Origin of the sequence: Flavobacterium tructae (genome assembly GCF_002217475.1) — a bacterium.
Classification (GTDB): Bacteria; Bacteroidota; Bacteroidia; order Flavobacteriales; family Flavobacteriaceae; genus Flavobacterium; species Flavobacterium tructae.
In genome coordinates, this window is the sequence record NZ_MUHH01000017.1 from 668,917 (window position 1) to 695,199 (window position 26,283).

Annotated in this window: 24 protein-coding genes and 2 tRNA genes; 15 read left to right on the plus strand and 11 right to left on the minus strand. The window is 35.6% G+C overall.

Translation table 11 applies throughout. The features are described 5' to 3' along the window. Positions 1 to 87 precede the first annotated feature (87 nt). The 6 genes from tsf to B0A80_RS07830 form a co-directional block, all read right to left on the minus strand. Positions 88 to 1,050: a translation elongation factor Ts gene (gene tsf, locus B0A80_RS07805; RefSeq protein WP_017497950.1), complete on the minus strand. Its 963-nt coding sequence runs from the start codon at positions 1,048 to 1,050 to the stop codon at positions 88 to 90. A 138-nt stretch (positions 1,051 to 1,188) separates the two neighbouring features. Next, entirely contained in the window at positions 1,189 to 1,956 is a 768-nt protein-coding gene (rpsB, locus tag B0A80_RS07810; protein ID WP_017497948.1) for a 30S ribosomal protein S2, read from the minus strand. A 241-nt stretch (positions 1,957 to 2,197) separates the two neighbouring features. Then, the gene (rpsI, locus tag B0A80_RS07815) at positions 2,198 to 2,584 is read right to left on the minus strand and encodes a 30S ribosomal protein S9 (RefSeq protein WP_017497947.1); all 387 of its coding nucleotides are present in this window, start codon (positions 2,582 to 2,584) and stop codon (positions 2,198 to 2,200) included. Continuing rightward, on the minus strand, positions 2,584 to 3,039 hold the full coding sequence (rplM, locus tag B0A80_RS07820) for a 50S ribosomal protein L13 (RefSeq protein WP_017497946.1): 456 nt from the start codon (positions 3,037 to 3,039) through the stop codon (positions 2,584 to 2,586). The genes rpsI and rplM overlap by 1 nt, the downstream gene beginning before the upstream one ends. A gap of 195 nt (positions 3,040 to 3,234) precedes the next feature. Then, positions 3,235 to 4,047 (minus strand): ferritin-like domain-containing protein, encoded by an 813-nt coding sequence (locus B0A80_RS07825; protein WP_089076928.1) that lies wholly within the window; start codon positions 4,045 to 4,047, stop codon positions 3,235 to 3,237. Positions 4,048 to 4,073: 26 nt separating this feature from the next. Further along, positions 4,074 to 4,820, minus strand: a complete 747-nt coding sequence (locus B0A80_RS07830) for a ferritin-like domain-containing protein (protein ID WP_017497944.1) — start codon at positions 4,818 to 4,820, stop codon at positions 4,074 to 4,076. A 184-nt stretch (positions 4,821 to 5,004) separates the two neighbouring features. Here B0A80_RS07830 and B0A80_RS07835 point away from each other — a divergent pair, with 184 nt between their 5' ends. After that, positions 5,005 to 6,033, plus strand: coding sequence for a LacI family DNA-binding transcriptional regulator (locus B0A80_RS07835; RefSeq protein WP_017497943.1), 1,029 nt, complete (start codon positions 5,005 to 5,007; stop codon positions 6,031 to 6,033). A 41-nt stretch (positions 6,034 to 6,074) separates the two neighbouring features. Here B0A80_RS07835 and B0A80_RS07840 read toward each other — a convergent pair whose 3' ends face one another. Both B0A80_RS07840 and polA read right to left on the minus strand, forming a co-directional pair. Continuing rightward, positions 6,075 to 6,452: a hypothetical protein gene (locus B0A80_RS07840; protein ID WP_089076929.1), complete on the minus strand. Its 378-nt coding sequence runs from the start codon at positions 6,450 to 6,452 to the stop codon at positions 6,075 to 6,077. Positions 6,453 to 6,467: 15 nt separating this feature from the next. Then, positions 6,468 to 9,311 carry a DNA polymerase I gene (polA, locus tag B0A80_RS07845; RefSeq protein WP_089076930.1) on the minus strand — a complete coding sequence of 948 codons (2,844 nt, stop codon included), beginning with the start codon at positions 9,309 to 9,311 and terminating at the stop codon, positions 6,468 to 6,470. 322 nt (positions 9,312 to 9,633) lie between these two features. Here polA and B0A80_RS07850 point away from each other — a divergent pair, with 322 nt between their 5' ends. The 7 genes from B0A80_RS07850 (at position 9,634) to B0A80_RS07880 (ending at position 14,366) form a co-directional block, all read left to right on the plus strand. Then, the gene (locus B0A80_RS07850; RefSeq protein ID WP_089076931.1) at positions 9,634 to 9,831 is read left to right on the plus strand and encodes a hypothetical protein; all 198 of its coding nucleotides are present in this window, start codon (positions 9,634 to 9,636) and stop codon (positions 9,829 to 9,831) included. 45 nt (positions 9,832 to 9,876) lie between these two features. Beyond that, on the plus strand, positions 9,877 to 10,068 hold the full coding sequence (locus B0A80_RS07855) for a hypothetical protein (protein WP_089076932.1): 192 nt from the start codon (positions 9,877 to 9,879) through the stop codon (positions 10,066 to 10,068). Positions 10,069 to 10,258: 190 nt separating this feature from the next. Next, positions 10,259 to 10,933 (plus strand): response regulator transcription factor, encoded by a 675-nt coding sequence (locus B0A80_RS07860; protein ID WP_017498134.1) that lies wholly within the window; start codon positions 10,259 to 10,261, stop codon positions 10,931 to 10,933. Between the two features lie 12 nt (positions 10,934 to 10,945). Beyond that, a complete protein-coding gene (locus tag B0A80_RS07865; RefSeq protein ID WP_233430726.1) occupies positions 10,946 to 12,283 on the plus strand; it encodes a sensor histidine kinase in 1,338 nt (445 codons plus the stop codon). 106 nt (positions 12,284 to 12,389) lie between these two features. After that, complete coding sequence (locus B0A80_RS07870; RefSeq protein ID WP_026110152.1) at positions 12,390 to 12,575, plus strand: hypothetical protein; 186 nt, start codon at positions 12,390 to 12,392, stop codon at positions 12,573 to 12,575. 178 nt (positions 12,576 to 12,753) lie between these two features. Beyond that, entirely contained in the window at positions 12,754 to 13,989 is a 1,236-nt protein-coding gene (locus B0A80_RS07875) for a metallophosphoesterase (RefSeq protein WP_089076934.1), read from the plus strand. A gap of 74 nt (positions 13,990 to 14,063) precedes the next feature. After that, on the plus strand, positions 14,064 to 14,366 hold the full coding sequence (locus B0A80_RS07880) for a thioredoxin family protein (protein WP_017498139.1): 303 nt from the start codon (positions 14,064 to 14,066) through the stop codon (positions 14,364 to 14,366). Positions 14,367 to 14,390: 24 nt separating this feature from the next. Here B0A80_RS07880 and B0A80_RS07885 read toward each other — a convergent pair whose 3' ends face one another. After that, complete coding sequence (locus B0A80_RS07885; protein WP_017498140.1) at positions 14,391 to 15,026, minus strand: polysaccharide deacetylase family protein; 636 nt, start codon at positions 15,024 to 15,026, stop codon at positions 14,391 to 14,393. 95 nt (positions 15,027 to 15,121) lie between these two features. Beyond that, positions 15,122 to 18,400 (minus strand): glycosyltransferase family 117 protein, encoded by a 3,279-nt coding sequence (locus tag B0A80_RS07890; RefSeq protein WP_089076935.1) that lies wholly within the window; start codon positions 18,398 to 18,400, stop codon positions 15,122 to 15,124. Positions 18,401 to 18,645: 245 nt separating this feature from the next. Between B0A80_RS07890 and B0A80_RS07895 the strand changes: the two genes are divergently transcribed. From B0A80_RS07895 to B0A80_RS07905, 3 genes are all read left to right on the plus strand, one after another. Then, positions 18,646 to 18,716: transfer RNA gene (locus B0A80_RS07895), tRNA-Gln, on the plus strand. A gap of 251 nt (positions 18,717 to 18,967) precedes the next feature. Beyond that, on the plus strand, positions 18,968 to 19,144 hold the full coding sequence (locus B0A80_RS20755) for a hypothetical protein (RefSeq protein WP_017498143.1): 177 nt from the start codon (positions 18,968 to 18,970) through the stop codon (positions 19,142 to 19,144). 516 nt (positions 19,145 to 19,660) lie between these two features. After that, positions 19,661 to 19,731, plus strand: a tRNA-Gln gene (locus B0A80_RS07905). A 48-nt stretch (positions 19,732 to 19,779) separates the two neighbouring features. Here B0A80_RS07905 and B0A80_RS07910 read toward each other — a convergent pair. Further along, complete coding sequence (locus B0A80_RS07910; RefSeq protein WP_089076937.1) at positions 19,780 to 20,604, minus strand: universal stress protein; 825 nt, start codon at positions 20,602 to 20,604, stop codon at positions 19,780 to 19,782. 177 nt (positions 20,605 to 20,781) lie between these two features. On the opposite strand from B0A80_RS07910, the gene rimP reads away from it, so the two are divergent. The 4 genes from rimP to B0A80_RS07930 all read left to right on the plus strand — a co-directional run bounded on the left by rimP (position 20,782) and on the right by B0A80_RS07930 (position 26,111). Beyond that, positions 20,782 to 21,246: a ribosome assembly cofactor RimP gene (gene rimP / locus B0A80_RS07915; RefSeq protein ID WP_165769229.1), complete on the plus strand. Its 465-nt coding sequence runs from the start codon at positions 20,782 to 20,784 to the stop codon at positions 21,244 to 21,246. 13 nt (positions 21,247 to 21,259) lie between these two features. Then, positions 21,260 to 22,513 (plus strand): transcription termination factor NusA, encoded by a 1,254-nt coding sequence (gene nusA / locus B0A80_RS07920; RefSeq protein ID WP_017498147.1) that lies wholly within the window; start codon positions 21,260 to 21,262, stop codon positions 22,511 to 22,513. A gap of 48 nt (positions 22,514 to 22,561) precedes the next feature. Next, the gene (infB, locus tag B0A80_RS07925) at positions 22,562 to 25,441 is read left to right on the plus strand and encodes a translation initiation factor IF-2 (protein WP_070905784.1); all 2,880 of its coding nucleotides are present in this window, start codon (positions 22,562 to 22,564) and stop codon (positions 25,439 to 25,441) included. A gap of 160 nt (positions 25,442 to 25,601) precedes the next feature. Then, on the plus strand, positions 25,602 to 26,111 hold the full coding sequence (locus tag B0A80_RS07930) for a DUF4920 domain-containing protein (protein WP_089076960.1): 510 nt from the start codon (positions 25,602 to 25,604) through the stop codon (positions 26,109 to 26,111). Positions 26,112 to 26,283: the final 172 nt, after the last annotated feature.

The window sequence follows — 26,283 nt, forward strand, 5'->3', positions numbered from 1 at the left end:
TTTACATCTAACATTTCACAAATAAACATTACATAAAAAAGCCCGAATAAATTAATATTCGGGCTTTTTAAATATTGAAATAATATATTAACCTAAAGTAACTCTTTTGAAACCTGTGATCTCAACGTTGAATCCTTTAACGTAATCACCAACTTTTTTACTGTCATCTTTGATGAAGTTTTGATCTAGTAATGCTTTTTCCTGATCTAAAGTAGTGTTGTCAGAAATGAAACGTTGAATTTTTCCAGGAATAATTTTATCCCAAATTTGTTCTGGTTTACCTTCAGCTTTTAATTCAGCTTTAGCATCTTCTTCCGCTTGTTTGATAACTTCTTCAGTTAATTGAGAGAAAGAGATGTATTTAGGAACATTTTTTAAAGTTTTTCCTAAACGTTTTGCTTCTTCATTATCTTTTTCGATTACAGCAATACGAGCAGCAAGTTCAGATTCAACGAAAGCAGGATCAAAATCTTTGTAAGATAATGTGTCAGCTCCCATAGAGGCAACTTGCATAGATACGTCTTTTGTTAAAGTCTCAGCGTTAGCGATTGGAGCAGAAATAGCTGTTAAAGCAGCAATTTTGTTAACGTGAACATAAGATCCAACGAAAGCACCTTCTAAGATTTCAAAACCACCGATTTCGATTTTCTCACCGATAACACCAGTTTGCTCAATTAATTTTTCAGCAACAGTAATTCCATTGAAATCTGAAGCTAAAAATTCTTCTTTAGAAGAGAAGTTGATCGCTTTTTCAACTAAATCTTTAGCTAAAGTTACGAAAGCTTCATTTTTACCTACGAAGTCAGTTTCACAGTTTAAAGTGATGATAGCTCCTTTAGTGTTGTCTGCATTGATAAAAGAAACAGCAGCTCCTTCAGAAGACTCACGGTCAGAACGGTTAGCAGCAACTTTTTGTCCTTTTTCTCTAAGGATTTGTATAGCTTTATCGAAATCTCCTTCAGCTTCAACTAAAGCTTTTTTACAGTCCATCATTCCGGCACCTGTAGATTGTCTTAATTTATTTACGTCTGCAGCAGTAATTGTTGCCATAATATTTTGAATTTTAATGTTAAAAGTAAAAATTCCATCTTCTAAATCCCAAACTCCAATTTTATTAAATTATCAACATAACGTTTTTAATTTTGTATTTGGAATTTGGAATTTAAAATTTGGAATTTAAAATTTGATTTATTCTTCAGTTGCAGGAGCAGCCTCAGCCTCAGCAGCAGGAGCAGCTTCTTCAGCTACTTCAACTTCTTTTTCAGAACCTCTGTCAGAAAGACCTTCGATTACTGCAGTAGTCACTAAAGATAAAATTTTGTCAATTGATTTAGAAGCATCATCATTTGCTGGAATTACGTAATCAACCTCTCTTGGGTCAGAATTCGTATCAACCATTGCGAAAACTGGAATGTTTAATTTTTGTGCTTCTTTTATTGCGATATGTTCAGCTTTGATATCTACTACGAACAATGCTGCAGGTAGTCTAGACATATCAGCGATTGAACCTAAGTTTTTCTCTAATTTAGCACGTAAACGATCAACTTGCAAACGCTCTTTTTTAGATAACGTCATGAAAGTACCATCTTTCTTCATTTTATCGATAGAAGACATTTTTTTAACTGCCTTTCTGATAGTTACGAAGTTAGTTAGCATTCCACCTGGCCATCTTTCAGTGATGTAAGGCATGTTTGCAGCTTTTGCTTTATCAGCAACGATGTCTTTTGCTTGTTTTTTGGTAGCTACGAATAAGATTTTTCTACCTGATGCAGCGATTTTTTTCAAAGCTTCGTTAGCTTCTTCAATTTTAGCTGCAGTTTTATATAGATTGATAATGTGAATACCATTACGCTCCATATAAATGTAAGGAGCCATGTTTGGATCCCATTTTCTAGTCATGTGTCCGAAGTGAACACCTGCTTCTAGTAATTCTTTTACTTCTATTTTGTTTGCCATTTTTGTACTAGTTTACGTTCTGTTGATTAGCAATGTGTCTTTTTGGATTTTAGATTTTAGATTTTAGATTTTTAGATTTTTCAATCTTTTAATCTTTTTAATCTTTCAATCTTTTTAATCGCTTAACCCATTTAGATGCTAAACTATTTCCTACCTCGATAGGAGAGCAACAACAACTGTGTTTTTTAATTTCAATAAATAATTGATAGTGTCCTGTACCAAATGTACAAGACAGGTAATATTAACGTTTAGAGAATTGGAATCTCTTACGAGCTTTCTTCTGACCGAATTTCTTACGTTCAACCATTCTTGGATCTCTTGTTAATAAACCTTCTGGTTTCAAGATAGCTCTGTTTTCGATGTTCACTTCACACATTACACGTGCTAATGCCATTCTTACAGCTTCTGCCTGACCAGTTGAACCACCTCCGTAAACGTTTACTTTTACATCAAAGTTACTAGCATTTTCTGTCATAGATAATGGTTGTAAAACTTTGTATTGTAAAGTTGCAGTTGGAAAGTAAGTTGCGAATTCTTTTTTGTTTACAGTGATTTTTCCTGTTCCTTCAGAAACATATACACGTGCAACAGCGGTTTTTCTTCTACCGATTTTGTGAATAACTCCCATTACTTAAGATCGTTTAGGTTAACAGTTCTAGGTTTTTGAGCTCCGTGAGTATGCTCAGCACCTACAACAACATTTAGATTTCTAAAAAGTTCAGCTCCTAATTTGTTTTTAGGTAACATTCCTTTTACAGCTTTTTCTACTAATAATGCAGGATTCTTAGATTGCAATACTTTAGCAGTTAAAGTTCTTTGTCCTCCTGGGTAACCTGTATGACGCATGTAAATTTTGTCATTCATTTTTGTACCTGTAAGGTTAATTTTTTCTGAGTTGATAACAATTACGTTATCTCCACAGTCAACGTGCGGTGTGTAACTTGGTTTGTACTTACCTCTTAAGATCATTGCAACCTTTGAAGCAAGACGTCCTAAGTTATGACCTTCAGCGTCAACAACAATCCACTCTTTAGTTACAGTGGCTTTGTTAGCTGAAACCGTTTTGTAGCTTAATGCGTCCATAATATTATTTTAATTAAACATTCCATCCCCAATAAAGGGGATGCAAAAGTACAATTAATTATTTTAAAACCAAATACCTGAAAAGAATATTTTATCTGCTGAAAATCAGGACATCAGTTTTCGATTTTAAACCATAAAAAAAAACCACCTTCACAAGTAGTGTAAAGATGGTTCAATATTTAGAATTATTTTGTACTAAACAATAAATATATTTGCAATATCAACGACCTGTTGTGTGCTAAGCGGCTCATCATAAGCTTCTGATCCTGCAGCAGCTCCAAAAGCAGCTGCGGTGTTGAATCCTGCCTGTACAGTAACGCCTTCGCCATCATAGACAGCTTGTGTTGCGGCGGGCATTCCTGCACCTCTCTCACTGTTAGAAATCCATCCTTTTAATCCTCTTAAGCGTCGTACTTCAGAAGCATGACGGGCTTCTACTGAGTGAATTTGTAATGCGGCAGTTAATAAATCCGGTGTAGTGATTAAATTTGCTGCCTGACCTTTGTAGGCTCTAACGCCTGTATCTTCAAAGGCTTGTGCTAGTGCTAAAAAGGTTGGGTAGTCATGAAACGGGTCAAAAGCTCCTCCAACGGTAAAGTCAAAAGTAGGTTTGGCAACAAAGTTTGCACTTGCTGGTCCGCCCAGTCCTGCAATCAAAAACTTAACGTGATCAGACTCATGCGCAGCTATTTGTTCAAAAACTTTTCGATCTCTTCCTCCATTTTCTGATGCCGGAATTACACCAGAATCTAATGCCATAGCATAAAATTCGTTTTCCAGATATTCTAAAGTTAAGGCAAATTGTAGTGCTCCAATTGGAGTTGCAGGAGTTGCGGTAATGTCTTTTGCTAATGCTTTATTGGCCATTGCAGATAATCCGAAAGGGATCGATGCATAGGCTAATGTTTTTCCAATACTTCCAAACTGATTAAAACTGTCTCTTCTTGAACCAGTGCTTCTCATCAAGCTATCATCAGTAAACGTTTCTATAAATTTTAAAATATTCATAATTTCTATGTTTTAGCTTGTTAAGATTAAGGTAAGTATTTGGCTGTGAATTTTGTAGTAATGAAGCCTCCTGCAATTGGTAGAATTTTTGAAGGATCCTGAGCAACATCCAAACCGGTGCTTGCGTTTACAATATCATCGCCGGCAAAATCCTTAGAGTTAGGATTGATTAAGCTTCTGATAGCTGAGGCGTGTCTGGCTTCTACCGAAACAATTTTTCCGGCCAAAAGTAAATAATCAGCACTTTTAATTAGTTTCCCTGCTCCGTTATAAGCAGCAACTCCGGTATCTTCAAGAGCTTTTGCTGTAGCAAGAACCTCAGTACGGCTGTTGAAATTTAAAGAACCATAATTAAAAGCCAAGGAGGGAAGCAGTTGTGAACTTGGGTCAGGAAGCGCTCCGGTTAAAGCGGCCTTGAAAAAATCCCTGTGAATAACTTCATGATGATACAAATCTGTTAATACCTGACGTTCGATAGGATTAAAAGTGACATTAAAGCTTGTTGAGTTTACCACTTTAGTATAAAAATCGGCTTCCAGCTGTTCCAGAGCATACGCATAGGTCAGTACTCCAAAATCACCGGACCCTAAATCAAAAACTCCATTTCTGATTCCGGGCAGCGTAGTGTCCTCCATATCATCGTCATTGTCATTATCGCTGCACCCAGCCATAAGAAGGCCTGCGCCAACTAATGTAAGGCCGCTGAGCTTAAGAAAGCTCCTTCTGTTGTTCAATGAAGGGTCAACTTCATGAATTTTAACTTCGTTTTTCATAATCAAGGATTTTAAAAGGTTAAAAGCATGTATTCAGGTATTAACGAAATTTTAAGGCTTGCGGTTTTGAAAAAGAAGTTAATTTTAAAAAACACTCTGAAATTTTAAATAGGATAACGTGTTTTTTGTTTTATTTTAGGTAATTCTACTATATTTGTATTAATTACATAAAATTTATTTTTAAATGAAAGCTAAAGCAACTCTAAAGCAAATTGCGAAGGAACTCGGTGTTTCTGTATCGACTGTTTCTAAGGCATTAAATGATAGCCCGGAGATCAGTGAGCAAACAAAGGTGAAGATTAAGGAGTATGCCAAACTCAAAAATTATAAACCGAATGTTATTGGTTTGAATTTAAAGAATCGTAAAACCAAAACAATAGGTGTAATTATACCTAATATACTTAACTCCTTTTTTGCAAAGGTTTTTAGTGGTATCGAAAAAGTAGCCGATAAAAAAGGATATAATGTAATTACTTGTATTTCGAACGAATCTTTGGAAAAAGAAGTTCATACGCTTGAAATGTTAAGCAACGGAACAATTGACGGATTTATATTGTCAGTATCTGAAGAAGCGCAAAAATTGGAAGATTATGGTCACTTTTCGGCGATCATTGCTGATGGAACACCTATTGTGATGTTTGACAGAATAGCTGACGGAGTAGAATGTGACAAAGTAATAGTCGACGATTTTGATTCTGCTTTAAATTCAACACAGCATTTAATTGATTTAGGATGTAAAAATATTGCTTTGATTTCATCAGTAGATAATTTGAGTGTTGGAAAATTAAGAGCCGACGGTTACTTAAAAGCATTAGCAGACAATAATATTCCGGTAAACGAAAATATAATTCTTCGTACCGATTCTGAAGAAGATATGAAAGCTAAAATTGACGCCATTTTCGAACATAAAATTGATGCGATTTTTGCTTTGGATGAAAATGATTCAGTGGCCGCTTTACGCGTAAGTCTGAAAAAAGGATATAAGGTTCCCGAAGATATTTCAATTATAGGTTTTGCGGATGGAATTTTAGCTTCAAGACGTTTGTCGCCAAGTTTAACAACGGTAAGCCAGCATGGAGTAGAAATAGGCGAGGTTGCAGCCAGACAGTTAATCAAACGTTTAGAGGAGGAATCTGAAGAAGAAACATCAGATTATGAAACAATCGTCATCAAAACAAAACTGAAAGAACGAGAGTCTACAAGAAAGAAATAAGCATAAAAAACATCCGCCATGGCGGATGTTTTTTTTTATGTTTAAAGTAAAAGTAAAAGAATAAATAAGATTAGAAAAAATAATAGTATTCTGAATTTCTTTTGTTGTTCTGCTTTACGCAAATACCCCTCTTTTTCTAAATCCCAAGCGAATATAATTTCTATAAGTGTTTCTCCTAAATTAAATATAAAGTCAAAAATGCTATAACTTTCTTTGGAAATTTTTAATGCCTCAAGATTTTCCTTTTTCTTTTCTATATATTTAGCCTGATCTATTAATTTAAAATTGACTTTTCGGTTGTAGAGTTCGTCAATTGCCAATTTGTATGCCTGAGGATTCCACTTTTTTGGAGCTCCTGCTATCGCCAGTAATTCTTTCGTTGTTCTGGTTTTAATAGGTGGCTTAAAATCGTCTGTCATGTAAATCTAAAATTATTAATGTGCAGCGAGCCAGTCTTTACCCATTCCAAGTTCAACTTCCAAAGGAACTGCCATCGTAAAGGCGTTTTCCATTTCGTGTTTGATCATAGGCTGAATTTTTTCGAGTTCATCATTGTGAACATCAAACACAAGCTCATCATGCACCTGAAGCAGCATTTTAGATTTCCAGTTTTCGTCTTTTAGTTTTTTATGAATGTTGATCATCGCGATTTTGATCACATCGGCAGCGCTTCCCTGAATGGGTGCATTTACAGCATTTCGTTCAGCAGCACTTCTAACCACTGCATTTGCCGAGTTAATGTCTTTCAAATAACGACGACGGCCTAAAATGGTCTGCACATATCCTTTTTCACGTGCAAATTCAATTTGCTCAGAAATATAAGATCTCAGTCTCGGGTAGGTTTTGTAATACGCTTCGATCAAAGCGGCACTTTCGCTGCGGGACAGAGAAGTCTGACTGCTCAGTCCAAAAGCAGAAACTCCATAGATAATTCCAAAGTTAACCGTTTTGGCATTGCTTCTTTGTTCGCGGGAAACTTCATCTAAAGGCACATCAAAAACTTTGGCTGCGGTTGCTTTGTGAATGTCTTCTCCGTTTTTAAAAGCGGCAATCATATTTTCTTCTCCGCTTAAAGCGGCAATAATTCTTAATTCTATCTGCGAGTAATCGGCAGAGATTAAAGTATAGTTTTCATCGCGTGCGACAAAAGCTTTACGAATCTGACGCCCTCTTTCGGTACGAATCGGGATGTTTTGTAAATTCGGATTGTTAGAACTCAAACGTCCTGTTGCGGCAACAGTCTGCATATAATCCGTATGAACGCGTTGTGTCTTTTTGTCCACCTGTTCCGGTAAAGCCAGAATGTAAGTGCTTTGTAATTTCACCATTTGACGCCAATCCAGAATTTCTTTTACAATTGGATTGTCGTTGGCCAAATAAGTTAAAACTTCCTCGCCGGTTGCATACTGACCGGTTTTGGTTTTCTTTTGTTTTGCTCCGCCAATTTTAAGTTTGTCAAACAAAATGTCGCCCAGCTGCTTAGGAGAAGCCAGGTTGAATTTTTCTCCGGCAGTTTCATATATCTTCTGCTCTAGCGATTTGATTTCAACATCCATTTCTTTTGACATCGCCTTTAAAAACTCAACATCCAGACGAATTCCTTCTGTTTCCATGGCTGCTAAAACGCTTACTAGCGGAATCTCAATTTCGTCAAACAGTTTTTTAGTCTCGGTTTTGTCTAGTTCTGTAGTGAAAATTTCTTTCAGCTGTAAAGTGATATCAGCATCTTCGGCGGCATATTCCTTAATGTCTTCAAGGGCTACATCGCGCATTGAAATTTGATTTTTTCCTTTTTTGCCAATCAATTCCTCAATTGGTTTAGGAGCATATTTCAAATAAGTTTCCGATAAGATATCCATATTATGACGCATATCCGGATTGATCAGGTAGTGCGCAATCATGGTATCAAAAAGTTTTCCTTTTACAGTTATGTCATAATTAGAAAGAATTTTTAAATCGTATTTTAAATTCTGACCTATTTTTTCGATGTTTTCATTCTCAAAGAAAGGTCTGAATTTTTCAATTAAAACCTGAGCTTCTTCCTGACTTTCCGGAAACGGAACATAAAAAGCTTTTCCTTTTTCGTAAGAGAATGCAATACCAACCAATTCGGCGTGCAAAGCATCTAAACCGGTAGTTTCGGTATCAAAACAAACAGAAGTCTGGTTTTGCAGATTCTGTAAAAGTAATTTTATTCCCAGATCACCCTGAATCGCCTGATAGGAGTGAGGGGTATTTTCTAAAGTATTGTAAAAAGAAGTTCGGGTTGCTTCTGTATTTTCCTCGCTGGAGCCTCCTCCAAAGAGATCAAACTGATCTTCGTTTTTAGGCTGTGGTTTTTTATACAATTTAGCGTCAGAAACCGGAGCTGAAGTTGTTTCATTCTCGCCTCCTGTTTTAAACAAATTATCGAATTGTTCCGCCATTCGTCTGAATTCCAATTCCTGAAAGATAGCTTCGGTTTTTTCAATATCGGGACGTGTTAACTCATAATCGTTTTCATCAAAAGTTACCGGACAGTCTAATAAAATGGTAGCCAGTTTTTTAGATAACAATCCTTTCTCTTTATTGGCCTCAATATTCTCCTTCATTTTTCCTTTCAGCTTGTCTGTATTCGCTAATAGGTTTTCCATTGTTCCAAATTCCTTAAGAAGCTTTTTGGCAGTTACCTCGCCAACTCCCGGAAGTCCCGGAATATTATCGGCAGCATCACCCATCATACCAAGAAAATCGATCACCTGTTCGGGGCGTTCGATTTCGAATTTGGCCAAAACTTCAGGAACTCCCCAAATCTCAATCCCATTCCCCATACGGGCAGGCTTGTACATGAAGATATTCTCAGAAACCAATTGGGCAAAATCCTTATCGGGAGTTACCATAAAAACTTTATAATTCTGTTTTTCTGCTTGTTTGGCGATAGTTCCAATTAAATCATCGGCTTCAAAACCTGACTCTTCAATAATCGGAATGTGCATGGCTTTTAATAATTCACATATATAAGGAACTGCAATTTTTATGGCTTCCGGTGTTACATCACGATTGGCTTTGTATTCCGGGAATAATTCGTTTCGCAAGTCACTTCCACCTTTATCAAAAGCTACAGCCAGATGATCCGGTTTTTCACGTTTGATAACATCCAAAAGCGAATTCATGAATCCCATGATCGCCGACGTATCCATTCCTTTAGAGTTAATCCTTGGATTTTTTATGAAGGCGTAGTAGCCACGAAATATTAAAGCGTAAGCATCAAGTAGAAAAAGGCGTTTTTGAGTTGACATAAAAAAAATATTAGTCTGTAAAAATAATCAATTGGGTTTTAAAAACGATTCCATCTGAAAATTAATTTGTTTGAACGGTTTAAGAAATGCAGGTTGATCGTGACAGAGAAGCATAGCAGTATTTTTTAGAATACGGGGCAATGCTTCTGTTGTTCCTAACATTAATAGGTGTTGTTTATTTTCAACACAGGAAATAAGAAGCCCTGATAGTTAATATGAAGTTAAAATGTCCGGGTTGGCTACTTTCTTCATTTTGTCTTCATATTACGAGGGTAAATTTGATCTGTAAAATAAAAGGTATTAATATAAAAATGTAGAAATCATGAGAAATTTATTGATGTTATTAGTAGCAGTTTTAGGAACCAGTGTTATGGTACATGCATTTCCGGCTAAAGATAGTAAAACGACTCCGGTCAAAGAAGTAAAAGCAACCAAACATCCTAAACACAAAGCGGATAAAAAAGTAAAATCAGCAAAAACGGCAGCTCCAAAAACAGAAGATCCAAAAGCAAAAAAATAATACTATAAAAGCAAAAAAAAGATAAATCAATTTAAATTAAAAGTTATGAAAAATCTAGTAATGTTACTCGTGGCAGTTTTAGGAACAAGTGTAATGGTTAGCGCGCAAACAGCTCCTGCACAGACAGCTCCTGCAAAAGAAGTGAAAGCAACTAAACATCACAAAAACAAAGCCGATAAAAAAATGAAATCGCTAAAAAGCGAAGCTCCAAAAGCAGAAACAACTAAAATGAAGTAGGGAAAATTGTTTTCGTTTTGCTTTCAAAAAATTGTACAGTGAGCAAAACAGAAGTAATGATTATGAGAATGCGGTTGAAGAGAGCCGGTAAAGAAATTTACTGGCTTTTTTTTATTCGTTAATTTTTTTAATAATGCGCAACAATACTTTTTATAATTGCTTAAATTTAGTTGCGTTTAAAAGTTGAATTATGAATATTTTGATTGTTGAAGATACGAAAGAACTTGCGGCAGAAGTTTATGATTTTCTGTGTAATGCAGGCTACATCTGTAAAATAGTTCACAACTGCAGTGATGCTCTGGAGGAGGTAAACAGTAATGATTATGATGCTATGCTGCTGGACCTTGGTCTGCCTGACGGAGATGGATTTGAAGTACTGAAAACAGTTCGCAAAACGAAATCGAAAATGGCAGTTATTGTGCTTACAGCCCGTGGAGAACTGGATGACAGGGTAAATGGCTTACATCTGGGCGCCGATGATTATCTAACCAAACCGTTTGCTCTCACAGAGCTTAGTGCACGATTGTTTGCGGTTATTCGTAGGATGCACGGTTTTACTTTGAATAATTTAAGCATTCATGGTTTTTTATTGCAACTTCAGGATTATAAGGTGAGTTATAATGAAACGCCCATTAATCTGACCAAAAAGGAATTTGATATTTTTCAGTATTTAGTCCTTAATAAAAACAGAGTAATTACGAGACTGCAATTGACAGAACATATTTGGGGAGACATTCTGGAAGTCAATTCCGACTCTAATTTTATTGATGTCCATGTTAGAAATCTTCGAAAAAAATTAGACAAGCATACAGAAATTGATTGGTTTGAAACCGTTAGAAATGTAGGGTATCGTATAAACGAATAAATAATACAGGTTGTGAAGATAAAACATCAATTGGCTATTTTTAATGCGCTGACAAGACTGTTGGTTATTTTTATTTTATGGCTGATGCTGCCTATTTTGGTAGAAAATGTGGTGTACAGACATATCAATAACGGGCTGCTCGAAAAGAAGCAGAAGTTTATTGAACATCTGAATCAGAATGAAATCGATGACTTTATTGAAAATTCAGGTGATTCGACCGAAACCTATTCACAGTTTTCAACGCTTCACAGCGAGTTTTTGGTGCTCTCAAAATCTTCTTTAAAACACGATCAGAAAAAACCTGTTTTTAGTAATGACTACCGAATTATTGAAGGAGAAGAAAACGAATACAGAATCTTGCAGTATCATTTTACCTTCGGAAATCAGGGATACCAGCTCGAAATTGGAAGCAGTTTGGGAGAAGTAAAAGACCTTACTTTTATCATTCGCTTTTTTATTATTATCGTTTTTGTGGTAATATTATTGATTACTTTTTTTGCAGATACTTTTTATATCGAATACTTATTAAAGCCTTTTTATAAAATTATTGATACCAAGATAAGGCGGGTCAATGAGCCTGAAGCTTTTGATCATACTCCAATCAAAGTCAGGTCTCATGATTTTAGAGAACTCGATTCTGTTTTAAACCAAATGATGGATCGTATTGCGGAGCTTTTTAAAAAGGAAAAACAGTTCATATCAAATGTTTCCCACGAGCTGTTAACGCCAATTGCATTGCTCAAAAGTAAATTTGAGAACTTATTGCAAAATGAATCTTTAGATGATAATGCCATTGATAAAATTGCAGGAGCATTGAAAACATTAGATATGCTGAAAAAAATCATTAATAATTTATTGTTGATTTCCAGAATCGAAAACAATCAATATGAAGCCAACGAGAATATAAATTTTCATGAAATGGTTACCGATTTGCAGGAAGACTTACAGGATCGTATCGACGACAGAGAAATTCAGTTTTGGAATAAAATGAACCATCATTATGTTTTTACAGGAAACAAAACGCTGATTCATATTCTTATTTATAATTTGGTAACGAATGCCATAAAATACAATAAACCTCAGGGTAGTATAATTGTTACGGATGGTTTTCAGGACCATAACTATTTTATTTCTATTGCCGATTCCGGTGTTGGGATGAATGATTTTCAAATAGAACAGATATTCAACAGATTTGCCAGACTTAGTTCAGATCAGGAAGGACAGGGGTTAGGGCTTGCTATTGCGGAGAGTATTGCTTCTTTTCATCATATTGAAATTAAGGTCACGTCTGAGATTGATAAAGGAACCACCTTTACATTATTGTTTCCCGGAGAGCAAAAACATAATTAAAAGTTAATTTTTTCAGACAGGCCTAATCTTCATTTTATCTTCATTTTGTGAGAATATCTTTGAGGTATAATAAATGAAGATAATAATAATCATAAAAACTAAAATCATGAGAAAATTAGTAATGTTAGCAGTAGCTGTTTTAGGAACAGTTGCTATGGTGAACGCTCAAACAACTCCAGCAAAATCAGCCCCTGTAAAAGAAGCAAAAGCTCCTAAAAAAGAGAAAAAAGCAGATAAAAAAGCGAAAAAAGAAGCAGCCGCTAAACCGGAAGCAGCAAAAACACAAAAATAAAAAGGTATAGTTTACTTCGGTAAACACATGTTGTGGATTTTAAAAGGTTTTAAAAATTTGGTAGAAAAAAAGCTGATAGAGTAATCTGTCAGCTTTTTGTCATTAACAGCGTTAAATTTTTGATAATAAAAAGTCATAAGATTTTCATTCTTTGTTACTTTGCTTAAAACTAAAAATAATGATCCTTAAGTTTCTAATTCTTTGTGCTCTTCTATTGTTTATTGAGTACTATTCTTATCAGGCGTTTCGGGCCTTAATCAAGTTAAGATGGGTTTTAATTAGTTATCAGGTTATAAGTTTACTAATTCTAATTTTTATCATTTATTCTTTTTCGCAAATTGACCGGTCTGTTGGACAAACGAAACAATTTATGTTTACAACAGGATTAATGCTATTGGTTTATGTGCCAAAAATTGTTCTTACGCTTTTTATGTTTGGTGAGGATATTTTTAGAATAGGGGTAAGCATCGTCAATTACTTCGTGTATAATGTTCCAAAAAAGGAAATGATGCCCGAGAGGAGAAAATTTATCAGTCAGATCGCCTTAGGATTAGCAGCAGTTCCTTTTCTTTCCTTGATTTATGGAATATTTGAAGGGAAATACAATTTTAAGGTAATCAAGCAAACTGTCTTTTTTCCGGATCTTCCGGATGCTTTTGATGGTTTTAAAGTTACTCAGATATCAGACGTTCACAGCGGAAGTTTTGACAATCCGGATAAAATAAACTATGCTATTGATCTGATTAATGCTCAGGAATCTGATTTGATTTTGTTTACAGGAGATATTGTCAATACACATGCTAAAGAAATGCATCCGTGGCTGGAGACTTTTAAGAGAATAAAAAACTATAAATACGGGAAGTTTTCTGTTTTAGGAAACCATGACTATGGCGAATATGTAACCTGGCCTTCCGAAAAGGATAAAAAGGAAAATTTTGAAGAAATTAAGGGCCTTTATGGGCAAATTGGATTCGAGCTTCTGTTAAACGAACACCGATACATTCAAAAAGGAGATGACAAAATTGCACTGATTGGTGTGGAAAACTGGGGGAAGAATTTTGCGAAGTACGGAGATATAGATAAAGCCTCTCAGAATGTGTTTCAGGACGATTTTAAAGTGGTGATGAGTCATGATCCGACACACTGGGAATACGTAATTAAAGATCATCCGAAAAATTTTCATTTAACCTTGTCAGGTCACACACATGGCATGCAATTTGGAATAGAAATTCCGGGTTATTTTAAATGGAGCCTGGCTCAGTATATTTATAAACAATGGGCAGGCTTATATGAAAATGCAAGTCGATATGTATATGTGAATCGTGGATTTGGTTTTCACGCATATCCGGGGCGTGTAGGGATTATGCCCGAAATAACCGTGATTGAACTAAAAAAGGGGAACAATGTGGCTTAATTCGTTAAAAATGCTACATTTGTATATAATTACCTCTTTTTAAAAGATTAAAAAAGAATTAAATTTTTGGTTTTATGTCAAAATTTGGAGAACTTATAAATGCTCAAGTTCCAGTGTTGATTGATTTTTACACCGATTGGAACGAATCATCTGTATCAATGCATCCTGTAATTAAGGATGTTGCGGCTGCACTTGGCGATAAAGCCAAGGTGATCAAAATTGATGTGGATAAAAATCAGGAATTAGCAGAAGCACTGCGTATTAAGGGACTTCCTACTTTAATGATTTATAAAGAAGGGCAGATGATTTGGAGACAATCCGGCGAACTGGATGCGAATACAATTATAGGAATTGTTCAGGAACGATTTAATTTATAGAATACTACTTCTTAAAGATATTATTTAGTGAATAATATCAAATGTATACCCATTTTCTTTTAAAAAGTGTAAGGTTTTAGGCAAGGCAAATTTTAAATTTGGCGAGGCTTTTATGCTGTCGTGAAATACAATTACGCTTCCTGATTTTACATTTTTTGTTACGTTTTCAAGACATTTTTCAGGTGTGATACTCTGGTCGAAATCAGCGCTTAAAACGTCCCACATGATGATTTTGTATCCTAATTTTCGAAGAATTTTAGACTGTGCTTTTTTGATCTTTCCATAAGGCGGACGAAAGATAAGGTTACATGTTTTTTCCTCTTCCAGAACAGCAGCACAATTTTGTACATTTTTAATATAATCATCGGTATGGCTTTTCCAGCCATTAACGTGGTTCATGGTATGGTTGCCAATAGAATGACCTTCTTTGATTAGTTTTTCAAACAAAGAAAGGTTTGCTTTTATGTTTTTTCCAATACAGAAGAAAGTGGCTTTTGCATCAAACTTTTTCAATTCAGAAAGGACCCAGTCTGTAATCTCGGGAGTTGGGCCATCATCAAAGGTGAGGTATATTTTCTTTTCGTTGTTTGGAATGTCCCAACAATACTTAGAAAACACCTTTTTGATGAATGAATTTGTTTTTACCCAATAAAAGCTCATTTTGTTTTGGTTTACAGATATGTAAAATTAAAAAATGCAGCGCTACTAATCAAGCGGCGCTGCATTTTTTTAATTGCTATGTTTTTCGTATCTTATTATTCTTTTTCTCTTCCAAAACGTTCGAAAACATTTACATAAGTATTAAATGTTACTTTGTGCTTTTCGTAGAAAGTGATATCGTTGTTTTCTTTCATCACTTGTAATAGACTTCTGTAACGTTCGATGTCAGTAATGATGTCAATCGCTAAGTCAGTTTGATCACCAGGAGTCAGAGTGGCATAATAGTTTAGTTCTTCTTTGTATTTCTGAACCAGTTTGTTAAGCAAATCATGTGCTTTGGCAGTTTCTCCCACTTTGTAATATCCTCCTGCAAAAGGTTCTACTAAAGAGTAATAACCGAATTTGTCTACCGGCATTTTTGTCATTGCCAGTTCGATCACTTTTTTGGCTTTATCAGTTTTGCCTTCAGCAATTAACTGATCCATTAAACGGGATAAATTAGTACGGTAGGTAATGCTGTTTCTTCTGGTTTCAGGATCGTGATAAATATTACCATTGCTATTACCCCAGTCCCATTTCATTACAATATCGTACGATTTATCAGCATCCATTTGTCCCATATCCATAGGTCCTCCGTCTTTTGAAGGTACATTTTTAATAGGGACTAATTTGTAAACCATTCCGTCCAATTGCAAATAGTTTTTCAACCATAAGTAATCTTCATCGTCAAAAGCTCCTCCGCTAAAATAAATAGGTCTTTTCCAGTTATTGTTGGCTAGAATGTCCAGCATCATTAAGCGATTTTTGTATAAAGCACTTCCTTTGATGTCGATATCCATATAAGGAACAATAGAGTCATTGTATTTCGAATTAACTACTTTGTTTTTGATAATCACATTTTTGTCAATAGGAACTCTGATTTTGTTCGTAGGATAGAAATGGATCGTTTGTCCGTTTTGTAAGCCTACAGTTGATTTAGGATTTTTAATAAAATCAATAAAATCTTTGATGTTCCAGCGTGTTTCAATTTTAGGGATGTGAGCCACATAATCCAATTTATCTCCCACATATTCATCATGGGTAAAAGATATTGGTAACGGATCAGATTCGTAAGCTTTTGCTTTCATTTGATCAATGTACCAATCGGTCATAAATAAGCTGGTGTTTACGATTTTAACATCAGTTCTGATGCCTTCAATTTCCTGAGCATACCAAAGCGGGAAGGTGTCATTGTCTCCAATAGTAAATAAAATAGCATCTTTATCGCACGAATTTAGGTATGCTTTTGCCATTGCCACTGCAGTATATCTTCCGGATCTGTCATGATCGTCCCAGTTTTGAGAAGCCATTAAAATCGGTGCAGCCAGTAAACTTGCAGCAATAATAACCGGACCGGCAATTTTAGGGGCAATATATTTTTGAATGCTTTCGTAAAGTGAATAAACACCAAAACCAATCCAGATGGCAAACACATAAAATGATCCTACTAATGCATAATCTCTTTCACGAGGCTCAAAAGGTCTTTCGTTCAGGTATATTTTTAAAGCAATTCCGGTAAATAAGAATAGAGCCAATAGTACATAAAAACTTTTTAAGTCCTTGTTGGCATGGTACATTAATCCGATAAGTCCAAGAATAAATGGCAGGAAGTAATAAACATTTCTTCCTTTATTGTTGGTAACATCAGAAGGTAAATTGTCTTGTGAGCCAAGGTGTAAAGAGTCAAGGGCTTTGATTCCGCTAATCCAGTTTCCGTCAATATTATCGTATTTTCCCTGAACATCACTCTGGCGTCCAACGAAGTTCCACATTAAATATCTCCAGTACATATATCCGAATTGATATTCAAACATGAAACTGAAATTGTCTACAGCAGATGGTTTTTCGATAATCAGGTAATCACCATAGCTTTTTAAGAATTTCACATAACCTTCGTTATCAATTTGTTTTTGCGCGTAAGCTTTTCTGAATTCTGAAATTGTTTTTTCAACTTCATTTCGCAATTGAGCTGTAGCTTTGTTGTATTCTTCTTCGGTTAACTGACTGGCGTCAATTCCGTATTTTCCTAAATCCTGCTCGTAGTCATAATTAGGGTTTATTCTGAAGTTAGGCGGAGTTGTAAAGTTGATATAGTTTTGAATGTGTCCCATTTCAGTGCTCCACATTCTAGGAAGAATCGTTTTTTGGTTATCGTCAGAGTTTTGCTGAGCGTTTTTGAAATTATTGGTAATGATGTATTTGCCTGTTTTGTAATCTCTTTCGTAGTTAGGAGCTTTGTCTGAATAAGGATTTTTTGCATCAAGACCTGCGAAATACTCCGTGTACTGAGGTCCGTAAAAAAGAGGATTTACTCCATATTGTTCACGATTGTAGTACGCCAGTACTTCTGCGGCATCCGAAGGTTTGTTTTCGTTGATTACGGTGTTGGCATTGGCACGTACAGGCAGCATAATCCAGGTAGAGAATCCAATAAATATAAAAAGAACACAAAGAATAATAGTGTTGTAAAAAATCAATCCTTTTTGTTTGGTGTATTTTAATCCAAAATAGAAGAAGGCAATTAGAAGCAGCGTTACGAAAATCGTTCCCGAGTTAAATGGTAATCCAAAACTATTTACCATAAAAACTTCAGTATCAGCAAAGGCTTCCATTGTTAAAGGTAAAAGCAATTTGAAGATGAAGAGAAGAACACCAATTACAACAACATTGGCAATAAGAAAATTTTTGATGGTAACTTTTTCGTAATGTTTAAAGTAGTACAGAAAACCAATAGAAGGAATGGTTAACAAAGCCATAAAGTGAACTCCAAACGATAGTCCGATAACAAGAGAAATGATCAATAACCATTTGTTTCCTTTAGGTTTGTCCATGTCCTGTTCCCAGCGTAAACCAAGCCAGAAAAGCAAGGCGATTAAAAGAGAGGCCATGGCGTAAACTTCTGCCTCAACAGCATTAAACCAAAAACTGTCTGAGAAAGTGTAGGCAAGAGCTCCAACAAAAGAACTTCCTAAAATAACAATTGAATTGTTTTGGTCGATTTCGGCAAAACGTGCTACAATTTTTTTCAAAATCATAGAAGAAGACCAAAACATAAATAGAATGGTAAAGGCACTTGAAAAAACCGACATCATATTAACCATTACCGCTACATGTTGTGCATCTGTCGCAAACATGGCAAAGAAAGCCCCCATCATTTGAAATAAAGGAGCTCCGGGAGGGTGTCCTACTTCCAGTTTAGCGGCTGTAGCTATATATTCTCCACAGTCCCAAAAACTCATCGTAGGTTCAACAGTTAATGTATAAGTAATTAAAGCGATTGCAAATGCAAACCAACCAATAATAGTATTCCATTTATTGAAATTGAATTGTGCCATATTTAGGTGTTAAAATTTCGTATTTTTTATATCCTACAAAGAAAATGTTTTTTTGTTTAAAGAAACGAGCATTAACAAAAAAATCTATAAAAGTATTTGGTTGTATTAAGGTGTTGTTTGTGAAATACTTGTGGATTTGCTAGCGATTTTGAAGAGAAAAAAACAGTAAAAAATGATTTTTTTTGCTCAAAAAGTTTGCACAAACTAAATAAAGCTCTAAATTTGCACTCGCTTAACAGCACTGCTGGTCTATGGTGTAATGGTAACACAACTGTTTTTGGTGCAGTCTTTCTAGGTTCGAGTCCTAGTAGACCAACATAAGAAGCCTCTCAATCGAGAGGCTTTTTTTATGCGCTGATGTTTCGGTTAATATAAGATTTTGTTAGGGATTTAATAGATTTTAAGTTTTTTTGTGTTGACGAGATAGTGGTTGGTTAAGTGTGTTTAGGTTTGAAAATAGAAAATTTAGTACATACTGATTGTTATTTGTAAGTTTTTTTGTGTATATTTGATGGTAGAATAAGTTTTTTTGTTATAGCTAATTAATAATTCTAAAAAATTAAAATTATGAAAACTATTAAAGAAATGAATTTTACAGAGTTGGATTCTACTCAAATGAAACAAGTAAAAGGCGGAGGCCTTTTGAGTGATGCTTTAGCTTTGCTGAATGAGGGTAAGACAATATGGGAGGTAGCACGAATTCTAGGTGTAACTGTTCAGCAATTACTTGCCGTACTTGTCTAGTTTTGTGAAAAAAAAGAAACGTTGTTGAATTTTTAAGTTCAAAAATGTTTGAAAATAAAAAGAGAAAGTTTTGCGTTGTGAAACTTTCTCTTTTTTTTATGTCTATGATGTTTAAAATGGGTGTTTGTTGTTTTGTTAGTGGTGTTTCTAGTGTTCCAAGTGTTGCATTTGCTTATCGGAAAAAGGGGGTGATGTGGCTGAAGTTTCTGAAATTTCATTTGTGATTTTCTTGATTTTTGGTCTTTATGAATGGATGTTTGTTGAAATGGCATTTCTGCTGAGAAAAAAAATGCTGAGGTGTGTGAAAAAAAAACAAAAAATTTGGCTTCGTTTTTTTTGGAATTAATAACTGGTTTTGTGGGGTTTGTGTGGTGTTTTAGGGTTGGGAAAACGGTTTGAGGATAGGAAGGCTGGGGGGTTACGATTTATTAATTCTGAAATATTGATATTTTTGTTGAGAAAAAGTTTGTGTAAACTAAAAAAAGGTTTAAATTTGCACTCGCTTAACAGCACTGCTGGTCTATGGTGTAATGGTAACACAACTGTTTTTGGTGCAGTCTTTCTAGGTTCGAGTCCTAGTAGACCAACGTAAAAAGCCTCTCAATCGAGAGGCTTTTTTTATGCGTTTATTTTTTTTAAATTTTAAAAGTAAGTACCGGTCTGATGGCATGATTTACAAGTCCTTCGCTAATACTGCCGTTGAAAAAATGAGCAAAGCCAGTTCTTCCGTGTGTACACATTCCTATAATATCGGCATTGATGCTGTTGGAGAAGTTGATGATTCCTTTTTCGATGTTGGTGTCATTGTAAATATGAGCAGAGTAATGGGTCAGGTTAAATTCGGTTACAAAGGCATCTATTGTTTTTTGTAATTCATGAGTTGGTTTGAAGCTGTTAGGGGTGCAGATAGTGACCAGGTGTATTTTTGAGTCAAAAGCCTTCGTGAATTTCAGGAATTTTTTGAAGGGTTTTTTGGCTTCTTCTGAGAAGTCTGAGGCGAAAACAATAGTGGAGGCATTGAAATTTGCAGTGTCTTTTTTGATCACTAAAACCGGGATTTCTGAATTTCGAACTACTTTTTCGGTATTGGATCCTATTAATAGTTCTTCTACGCCGGATGATCCGTGCGATCCCATTACGATTAAATCGATTTCATATTCTTTGCTTACCTGAGTTATGCCGTGAATGGGCTTGTCTATTTTTACAATTTCCGTAATCGGAATTCCGTCCAGATAGGGTCTTGATGAAACTTGGTCCAGCATTTCGTTGGCTTTTTTCATGAAAAGCATTGTTTCGGGGATGCTTGCGCCTCCTAGGACAGCATCGTTCATTTGGCTGGGTAATTCGAGCATGTGTAAAATGATTATCTCGGAATTGTTTTTCTTTGCAATTTGAGAGGCGACTTTTAAAGCGTCCTCTGCATGTTCGGAGAAATCGGTAGGTACTAGGATTCGTTTCATGGTGTTTTAGGGCTTGAATAGTTAAAAAATTGATCGTTTTGATGCTATTATAAAGATAAGAAATATTTTTAGGTTAATCTATTTATTTTGATTTATAAAAAAAACACTATATTTGCACCGTTATTTATTAAAATCTAAATAATGAGGGGACTAAGTGTCCCCTCTTTTTATAAAATTATGACATTTAAAGAAAAAGTAAACGGATTAATTACAGAAGCTCTTCTGGAGAAGCCATCGGTCTTTTTGATTGATCTGGCTGTGTCAGACTCTTTTAAGATTAGTGTTGGTTTAGATGGTGATAATGGAGTGGCGCTGCAGGATTGTATTGACATAAGTCGTGCAATCGAGAATAATCTGGATCGTGAAGAGCAGGATTTTTCGCTTGAAGTAGCATCTGTTGGAGTAGGGTCGCCTTTGAAAATGACAAGACAATACATTAAAAATATTGGTAGAACGTTGATTGTTACTACAAATACTGAAAAAATTGAGGCAGAATTGGTGGAAGCTAACGATGTTTTTATAATTTTGTCTTGGAAAGCAAGAGAACCGAAAAAAGTAGGAAAAGGAAAAGAAACAGTTCAAAAAGAGCAACAAATACCTTATACAGAAATTAAAGAGGCAATTGTTACAGTAACATTTTAATTAAAGAATTCGCATGGAAAATTTAGCATTAATCGATTCATTCTCAGAGTTTAAAGATAATAAACTTATTGATCGTGTAACGCTTATGGCAATTTTAGAGGACGTGTTTAGAAATGCATTAAAGAAAAAATACGGTTCTGATGATAACTTTGACATCATTATAAATCCTGATAAAGGAGATATGGAGATCTGGAGAAGAAGAGTAATTGTTGCTGATGAAGATCTGGATTTTGAAAACGAAGAGATTACTTTGACAGAAGCAAGAATGATTGAAGCTGATTTTGAAATCGGTGAAGAGGTTTCTGAAGAGGTAAAATTGATTGATTTAGGAAGAAGAGCTATTTTAGCTTTGCGTCAAAACTTAATATCTAAAATTCACGAACACGATAATACAAATCTTTACAAGCAATTTAAAGATATTATTGGTGATATTTATACTGCCGAAGTGCACCACGTACGCCCAAGAGTTGTAATTTTGGTCGATGATGAAGGGAATGAAATTGTGCTTCCAAAAGAAAAACAAATTCCGTCTGACTTTTTCCGTAAAGGAGATAATGTGCGCGGAATTATTGAAAGCGTTGAATTAAAAGGAAACAAACCTCAAATCATTATGTCCAGAACTTCCGAGAAGTTTTTGGAGAAATTGTTTGAGCAGGAAATTCCTGAGGTATTCGACGGTTTGATTACAGTTAAAAATGTAGTGCGTATTCCTGGAGAAAAAGCAAAAGTAGCGGTAGATTCTTATGATGATAGAATTGATCCTGTTGGAGCTTGTGTAGGGATGAAGGGATCTCGTATTCACGGAATCGTTCGTGAGTTAGGAAACGAGAATATCGATGTAATTAATTATACAAACAATATTCAATTGTTTATTACAAGAGCTTTAAGCCCTGCAAAAGTTTCGTCTATTAAAATCGACGAAGAAAACAAAAGAGCTGAAGTTTTCTTGAAATTAGAAGAAGTTTCTAAAGCAATTGGTAGAGGAGGTCACAATATTAAATTAGCAGGCCAGTTAACAGGTTACGAATTAGATGTTATTCGTGAAGGAGATGTTGCAGGAGCAACGGCAGATGAGGATGATGTTGAATTAACAGAATTCTCAGATGAAATCGAGGGCTGGGTAATTGAAGAATTTGCTAAAATTGGTTTGGATACAGCAAAAAGTATTCTGAAGCAAGAAGTAGAAGATTTAGTAAGAAGAACAGATTTAGAAGAGGAAACTATTCTTGATGTTATGAAAATACTAAAAGAAGAGTTTGACAGTTAGTTGTCTGCTCTAACAACACAACGAAAAAGGTAATAATAAAAAGGTTATATGTCTGAAGAGAGAGTAATAAGAATAAACAAGGTTTTAAGGGAATTAAATATTTCGTTAGAAAGAGCTGTTGATTATCTAAAAGATAAGGGAATTGCTATTGATGCAAATCCAAATGCAAAAATTTCTGATAGCGAATTTAATATCCTACAAAGCCAATTTGCGGGCGATAAGGGGAATAAGGAAGCTTCTAAAGAGGTAGGAGAAGAGAAAAGAAAAGAGAAAGAAGCATTACGTGTTGAACGTGAGAAAGAAATTGAGGACAAACGCAGACAAGACGAAGAGCGCCAAAAACAACAGGAGGTTATAAAAGCGAGAGCAGTTGTAACAGGGCCTGTTCAAGTAGGTAAAATTGATTTAAACCCGAAGAAACCTGCAATTGTTTCTACTACTTCTGAGGAACCGGCTAAAACCGAAGAGCCAAAAGCAGTTGTTACTCCAACTCAACCAGAAAAACCTGTTCAAAAAGAAATTGTACAGCCAGAGCCGGTAGTTGCTCCTGTCGTTTCTGAAGAGAAAAAGGTAGAAAAACCTATTATTACAGAGAAGAAAGAAGTAAAAGTAGAGTCTCCAAAAGTAGCGCAGGAACCGGTTGTTTCAACTGATCCTAACACTGCTGAGGAAATAATTACTACACAATATCAAAAATTATCTGGAACTACTCTTACCGGGCAGACAATTGACTTGTCTCAATTCAATAAGCCTAAGAAAAAGAAAGAAGATCCAAAGATAACTCCTAATAAACCAGGAGCTCCGGGAGCCGGAAATAACGCTAATAAAAATAAGCGTAAAAGAATCGCTCCTAAACCGGGAACTCCGGGGGCGCCAAAACCTGCAACAGGTAATGCGCCGGGAACTCCAAACCCTAATAAAATTACACCAAATACTGGTGGAGGAGGTTTTAATGCAAACAGAAGTGCAAGACCAGGTTTTGTTAAAGGAAACCGTCCTGCAATTGTAGCAAAAGTGGAGCCAACTGAAGAGGAAGTAAAAAACCAAATTAGAGAGACTCTTGAAAAACTTCAGGGTAAAGGTGGAAAATCTAAAGCTGCTAAATACAGAAGAGATAAAAGAGAAACGCACCGTCAGAAATCAGATGATGAGCAAAGAGCACTTGACGAAGGAAGTAAAACAATTAAAGTTACGGAGTTTGTTACAGTAGGTGAAATTGCAATCATGATGGATGTGCCGATTACAAAAGTAATTGGAACGTGTATGTCACTTGGTATCATGGTTACCATGAACCAACGTCTGGATGCTGAAACTCTAACAATTGTAGCAGATGAGTTTGGTTACGAAGTAGAGTTTATCACGGTTGATATCGAAGAAGCTATTGAGGTAGTTGAAGATAAAGAAGAAGACTTGGTGGTGAGAGCGCCAATTGTTACAGTAATGGGTCACGTCGATCACGGTAAAACCTCTTTATTGGATTATATCCGTAAAGAAAATGTTATTGCCGGAGAGTCTGGGGGTATTACACAGCACATTGGAGCATATGGAGTAACTTTAGATAACGGTCAGAAAATAGCATTCTTAGATACTCCGGGTCACGAGGCGTTTACCGCGATGCGTGCACGTGGAGCTCAGGTTACCGATATTGCTATCATTGTAATTGCGGCGGATGATGATATCATGCCACAAACGAAAGAGGCAATCTCTCACGCACAAGCTGCGGGTGTTCCAATTATTTTCGCAATCAATAAAGTGGATAAGCCAAATGCTAATCCGGATAAGATTAAAGAAAGACTGGCAGGGATGAATTTACTTGTTGAAGATTGGGGTGGAAAAATTCAATCACACGATATCTCTGCTAAAACAGGATTAGGAGTGAAAGAATTGTTAGAGAAAGTTTTATTGGAAGCTGAAATCTTAGATTTAAAATCAAACCCAAATAAAGCAGCACAGGGAACTGTTGTTGAGGCGTTCTTAGATAAAGGAAAAGGATATGTTTCTACCATTTTAGTTCAACACGGAACTTTAAAAATTGGAGATTATATGCTGGCAGGTAAGCATCATGGTAAAATTAAAGCTATGCATGACGAACGCGGACATATTGTTAAAGAAGCAGGGCCTTCAACTCCGGTATCTGTTTTAGGTCTTGACGGTGCTGCAACTGCAGGTGATAAGTTTAACGTTTTTGAAGACGAAAAAGAAGCGAAACAAATTGCTTCGAAACGTTCTCAATTAATGCGTGAACAATCAGTACGTACACAACGTCATATTACATTGGATGAAATCGGACGTCGTATTGCTCTTGGTCAGTTTAAAGAATTGAACGTAATCCTTAAAGGAGACGTGGATGGATCTGTTGAAGCATTATCAGATTCATTCTCTAAATTGTCTACAGAAGAAATTCAAATTAATATCATTCATAAAGGTGTTGGAGCAATTACTGAAACTGATGTTATGTTGGCTTCTGCATCTGATGCGATTATTATCGGATTTAACGTTCGTCCTGCTGGAAACGCGAGACAGCTTGCTGATAAAGAAGAAATCGATATCCGTTACTATTCTATTATCTACGCAGCAATCGATGACTTAAAAGATGCAATGGAAGGAATGTTAGCTCCTGAGATGAAAGAAGAAATTTTAGGAACTGCTGAAATTCGTGAGATTTTCAAAATTTCTAAAGTGGGTTCAATCGCTGGTTGTATGGTGATGGACGGTAAGATTATGAGATCTTCTAAAATTAGAGTGATCAGAGATGGAGTAGTGGTGCACACAGGTGAACTTGTGGCATTGAAACGTTTCAAAGACGATGTTAAAGAAGTTAGTAAAGGATACGATTGTGGTATTCAGATCAAAGGCTACAATGATATCGAAGAAAGAGACGTTATTGAGGCTTACCATGAAGTAGCAATCAAAAAGAAATTGAAATAATAGTCAATTCAATATTGATATTCAAAAGTCCCAACGAGAGTTGGGACTTTTTTTGTGAGAATATATAAACGAAGTTTGGAGTGTTTAAAAAAACGAGGTGTGATTAATATTTTCGTTTATTTCAATTTTAATGCTATTTTTGATTAAAAAATATTTAATTATGAGAAAATTTATATACGCATTCGTTCTTTCTGTGAGTTTTTCTTCAGTGTCTTTTTCGCAGGAAGCAGTTGAAAAGAGTGCTCCTCCGGCAGGAAATGCTGTAGTGGGAGATCATTACGGTGCCGATGTTTCGAAAATTTCAGAAAGCAAAGCGATCACGGTTGAGAAGTTGAAAAACGACTTAAAAACTACTAATAAGGCTGAAAATATATCAGTGAAAGGAGTTGTGACCGATGTTTGTCCGAAGAAAGGATGCTGGGTTACTGTTAAAACAGAAGATGGATCTTCCTTCTTTGTGAAAATGAAGGACTATGCTTTTTTTGTGCCAACGGCATTAAAAGGTAAAAATGTTGTTTTGGAAGGTACGGCCGAGAAGAAAATCACCTCTGTCGATGAGTTGAAACATTATGCTAAAGATGCTAAAAAATCAAAGGCTGAAATTGATGCGATCAACAAGCCGAAAGAAGAAATTCGATTTATGGCAGATGGAATTAAGGTGGTGAATTAAATGCATTTTTGATTTACTGCTCGATATTTATGTTTTAGAGTCCTGGCTTTTGCCGGGACTTTTTTGTTGGAGTAAAAAAGAGTTTGTTTTGTTTGGGTGATTGGAAGAAGAGTGTGTCTGTGGGAGTAGAGAGTCGGACTGAATGGGGACAAGGTCGTTTGTTGTTTGAAAG

What these genes read in the sequence shown, in the direction of transcription:
- tsf (WP_017497950.1), bottom strand. Translation starts at nt 1,050, where the DNA reads ATGGCAACAATTACTGCTGCAGACGTAAATAAATTAAGACAATCTACA.
- rpsB (WP_017497948.1), bottom strand. Translation starts at nt 1,956, where the DNA reads ATGGCAAACAAAATAGAAGTAAAAGAATTACTAGAAGCAGGTGTTCAC.
- rpsI (WP_017497947.1), bottom strand. Translation starts at nt 2,584, where the DNA reads ATGGGAGTTATTCACAAAATCGGTAGAAGAAAAACCGCTGTTGCACGT.
- rplM (WP_017497946.1), bottom strand. Translation starts at nt 3,039, where the DNA reads ATGGACGCATTAAGCTACAAAACGGTTTCAGCTAACAAAGCCACTGTA.
- B0A80_RS07825 (WP_089076928.1), bottom strand. Translation starts at nt 4,047, where the DNA reads ATGAATATTTTAAAATTTATAGAAACGTTTACTGATGATAGCTTGATG.
- B0A80_RS07830 (WP_017497944.1), bottom strand. Translation starts at nt 4,820, where the DNA reads ATGAAAAACGAAGTTAAAATTCATGAAGTTGACCCTTCATTGAACAAC.
- B0A80_RS07835 (WP_017497943.1), top strand. Translation starts at nt 5,005, where the DNA reads ATGAAAGCTAAAGCAACTCTAAAGCAAATTGCGAAGGAACTCGGTGTT.
- B0A80_RS07840 (WP_089076929.1), bottom strand. Translation starts at nt 6,452, where the DNA reads ATGACAGACGATTTTAAGCCACCTATTAAAACCAGAACAACGAAAGAA.
- polA (WP_089076930.1), bottom strand. Translation starts at nt 9,311, where the DNA reads ATGTCAACTCAAAAACGCCTTTTTCTACTTGATGCTTACGCTTTAATA.
- B0A80_RS07850 (WP_089076931.1), top strand. Translation starts at nt 9,634, where the DNA reads ATGAGAAATTTATTGATGTTATTAGTAGCAGTTTTAGGAACCAGTGTT.
- B0A80_RS07855 (WP_089076932.1), top strand. Translation starts at nt 9,877, where the DNA reads ATGAAAAATCTAGTAATGTTACTCGTGGCAGTTTTAGGAACAAGTGTA.
- B0A80_RS07860 (WP_017498134.1), top strand. Translation starts at nt 10,259, where the DNA reads ATGAATATTTTGATTGTTGAAGATACGAAAGAACTTGCGGCAGAAGTT.
- B0A80_RS07870 (WP_026110152.1), top strand. Translation starts at nt 12,390, where the DNA reads ATGAGAAAATTAGTAATGTTAGCAGTAGCTGTTTTAGGAACAGTTGCT.
- B0A80_RS07875 (WP_089076934.1), top strand. Translation starts at nt 12,754, where the DNA reads ATGATCCTTAAGTTTCTAATTCTTTGTGCTCTTCTATTGTTTATTGAG.
- B0A80_RS07880 (WP_017498139.1), top strand. Translation starts at nt 14,064, where the DNA reads ATGTCAAAATTTGGAGAACTTATAAATGCTCAAGTTCCAGTGTTGATT.
- B0A80_RS07885 (WP_017498140.1), bottom strand. Translation starts at nt 15,026, where the DNA reads ATGAGCTTTTATTGGGTAAAAACAAATTCATTCATCAAAAAGGTGTTT.
- B0A80_RS07890 (WP_089076935.1), bottom strand. Translation starts at nt 18,400, where the DNA reads ATGGCACAATTCAATTTCAATAAATGGAATACTATTATTGGTTGGTTT.
- B0A80_RS20755 (WP_017498143.1), top strand. Translation starts at nt 18,968, where the DNA reads ATGAAAACTATTAAAGAAATGAATTTTACAGAGTTGGATTCTACTCAA.
- B0A80_RS07910 (WP_089076937.1), bottom strand. Translation starts at nt 20,604, where the DNA reads ATGAAACGAATCCTAGTACCTACCGATTTCTCCGAACATGCAGAGGAC.
- rimP (WP_165769229.1), top strand. Translation starts at nt 20,782, where the DNA reads ATGACATTTAAAGAAAAAGTAAACGGATTAATTACAGAAGCTCTTCTG.
- nusA (WP_017498147.1), top strand. Translation starts at nt 21,260, where the DNA reads ATGGAAAATTTAGCATTAATCGATTCATTCTCAGAGTTTAAAGATAAT.
- infB (WP_070905784.1), top strand. Translation starts at nt 22,562, where the DNA reads ATGTCTGAAGAGAGAGTAATAAGAATAAACAAGGTTTTAAGGGAATTA.
- B0A80_RS07930 (WP_089076960.1), top strand. Translation starts at nt 25,602, where the DNA reads ATGAGAAAATTTATATACGCATTCGTTCTTTCTGTGAGTTTTTCTTCA.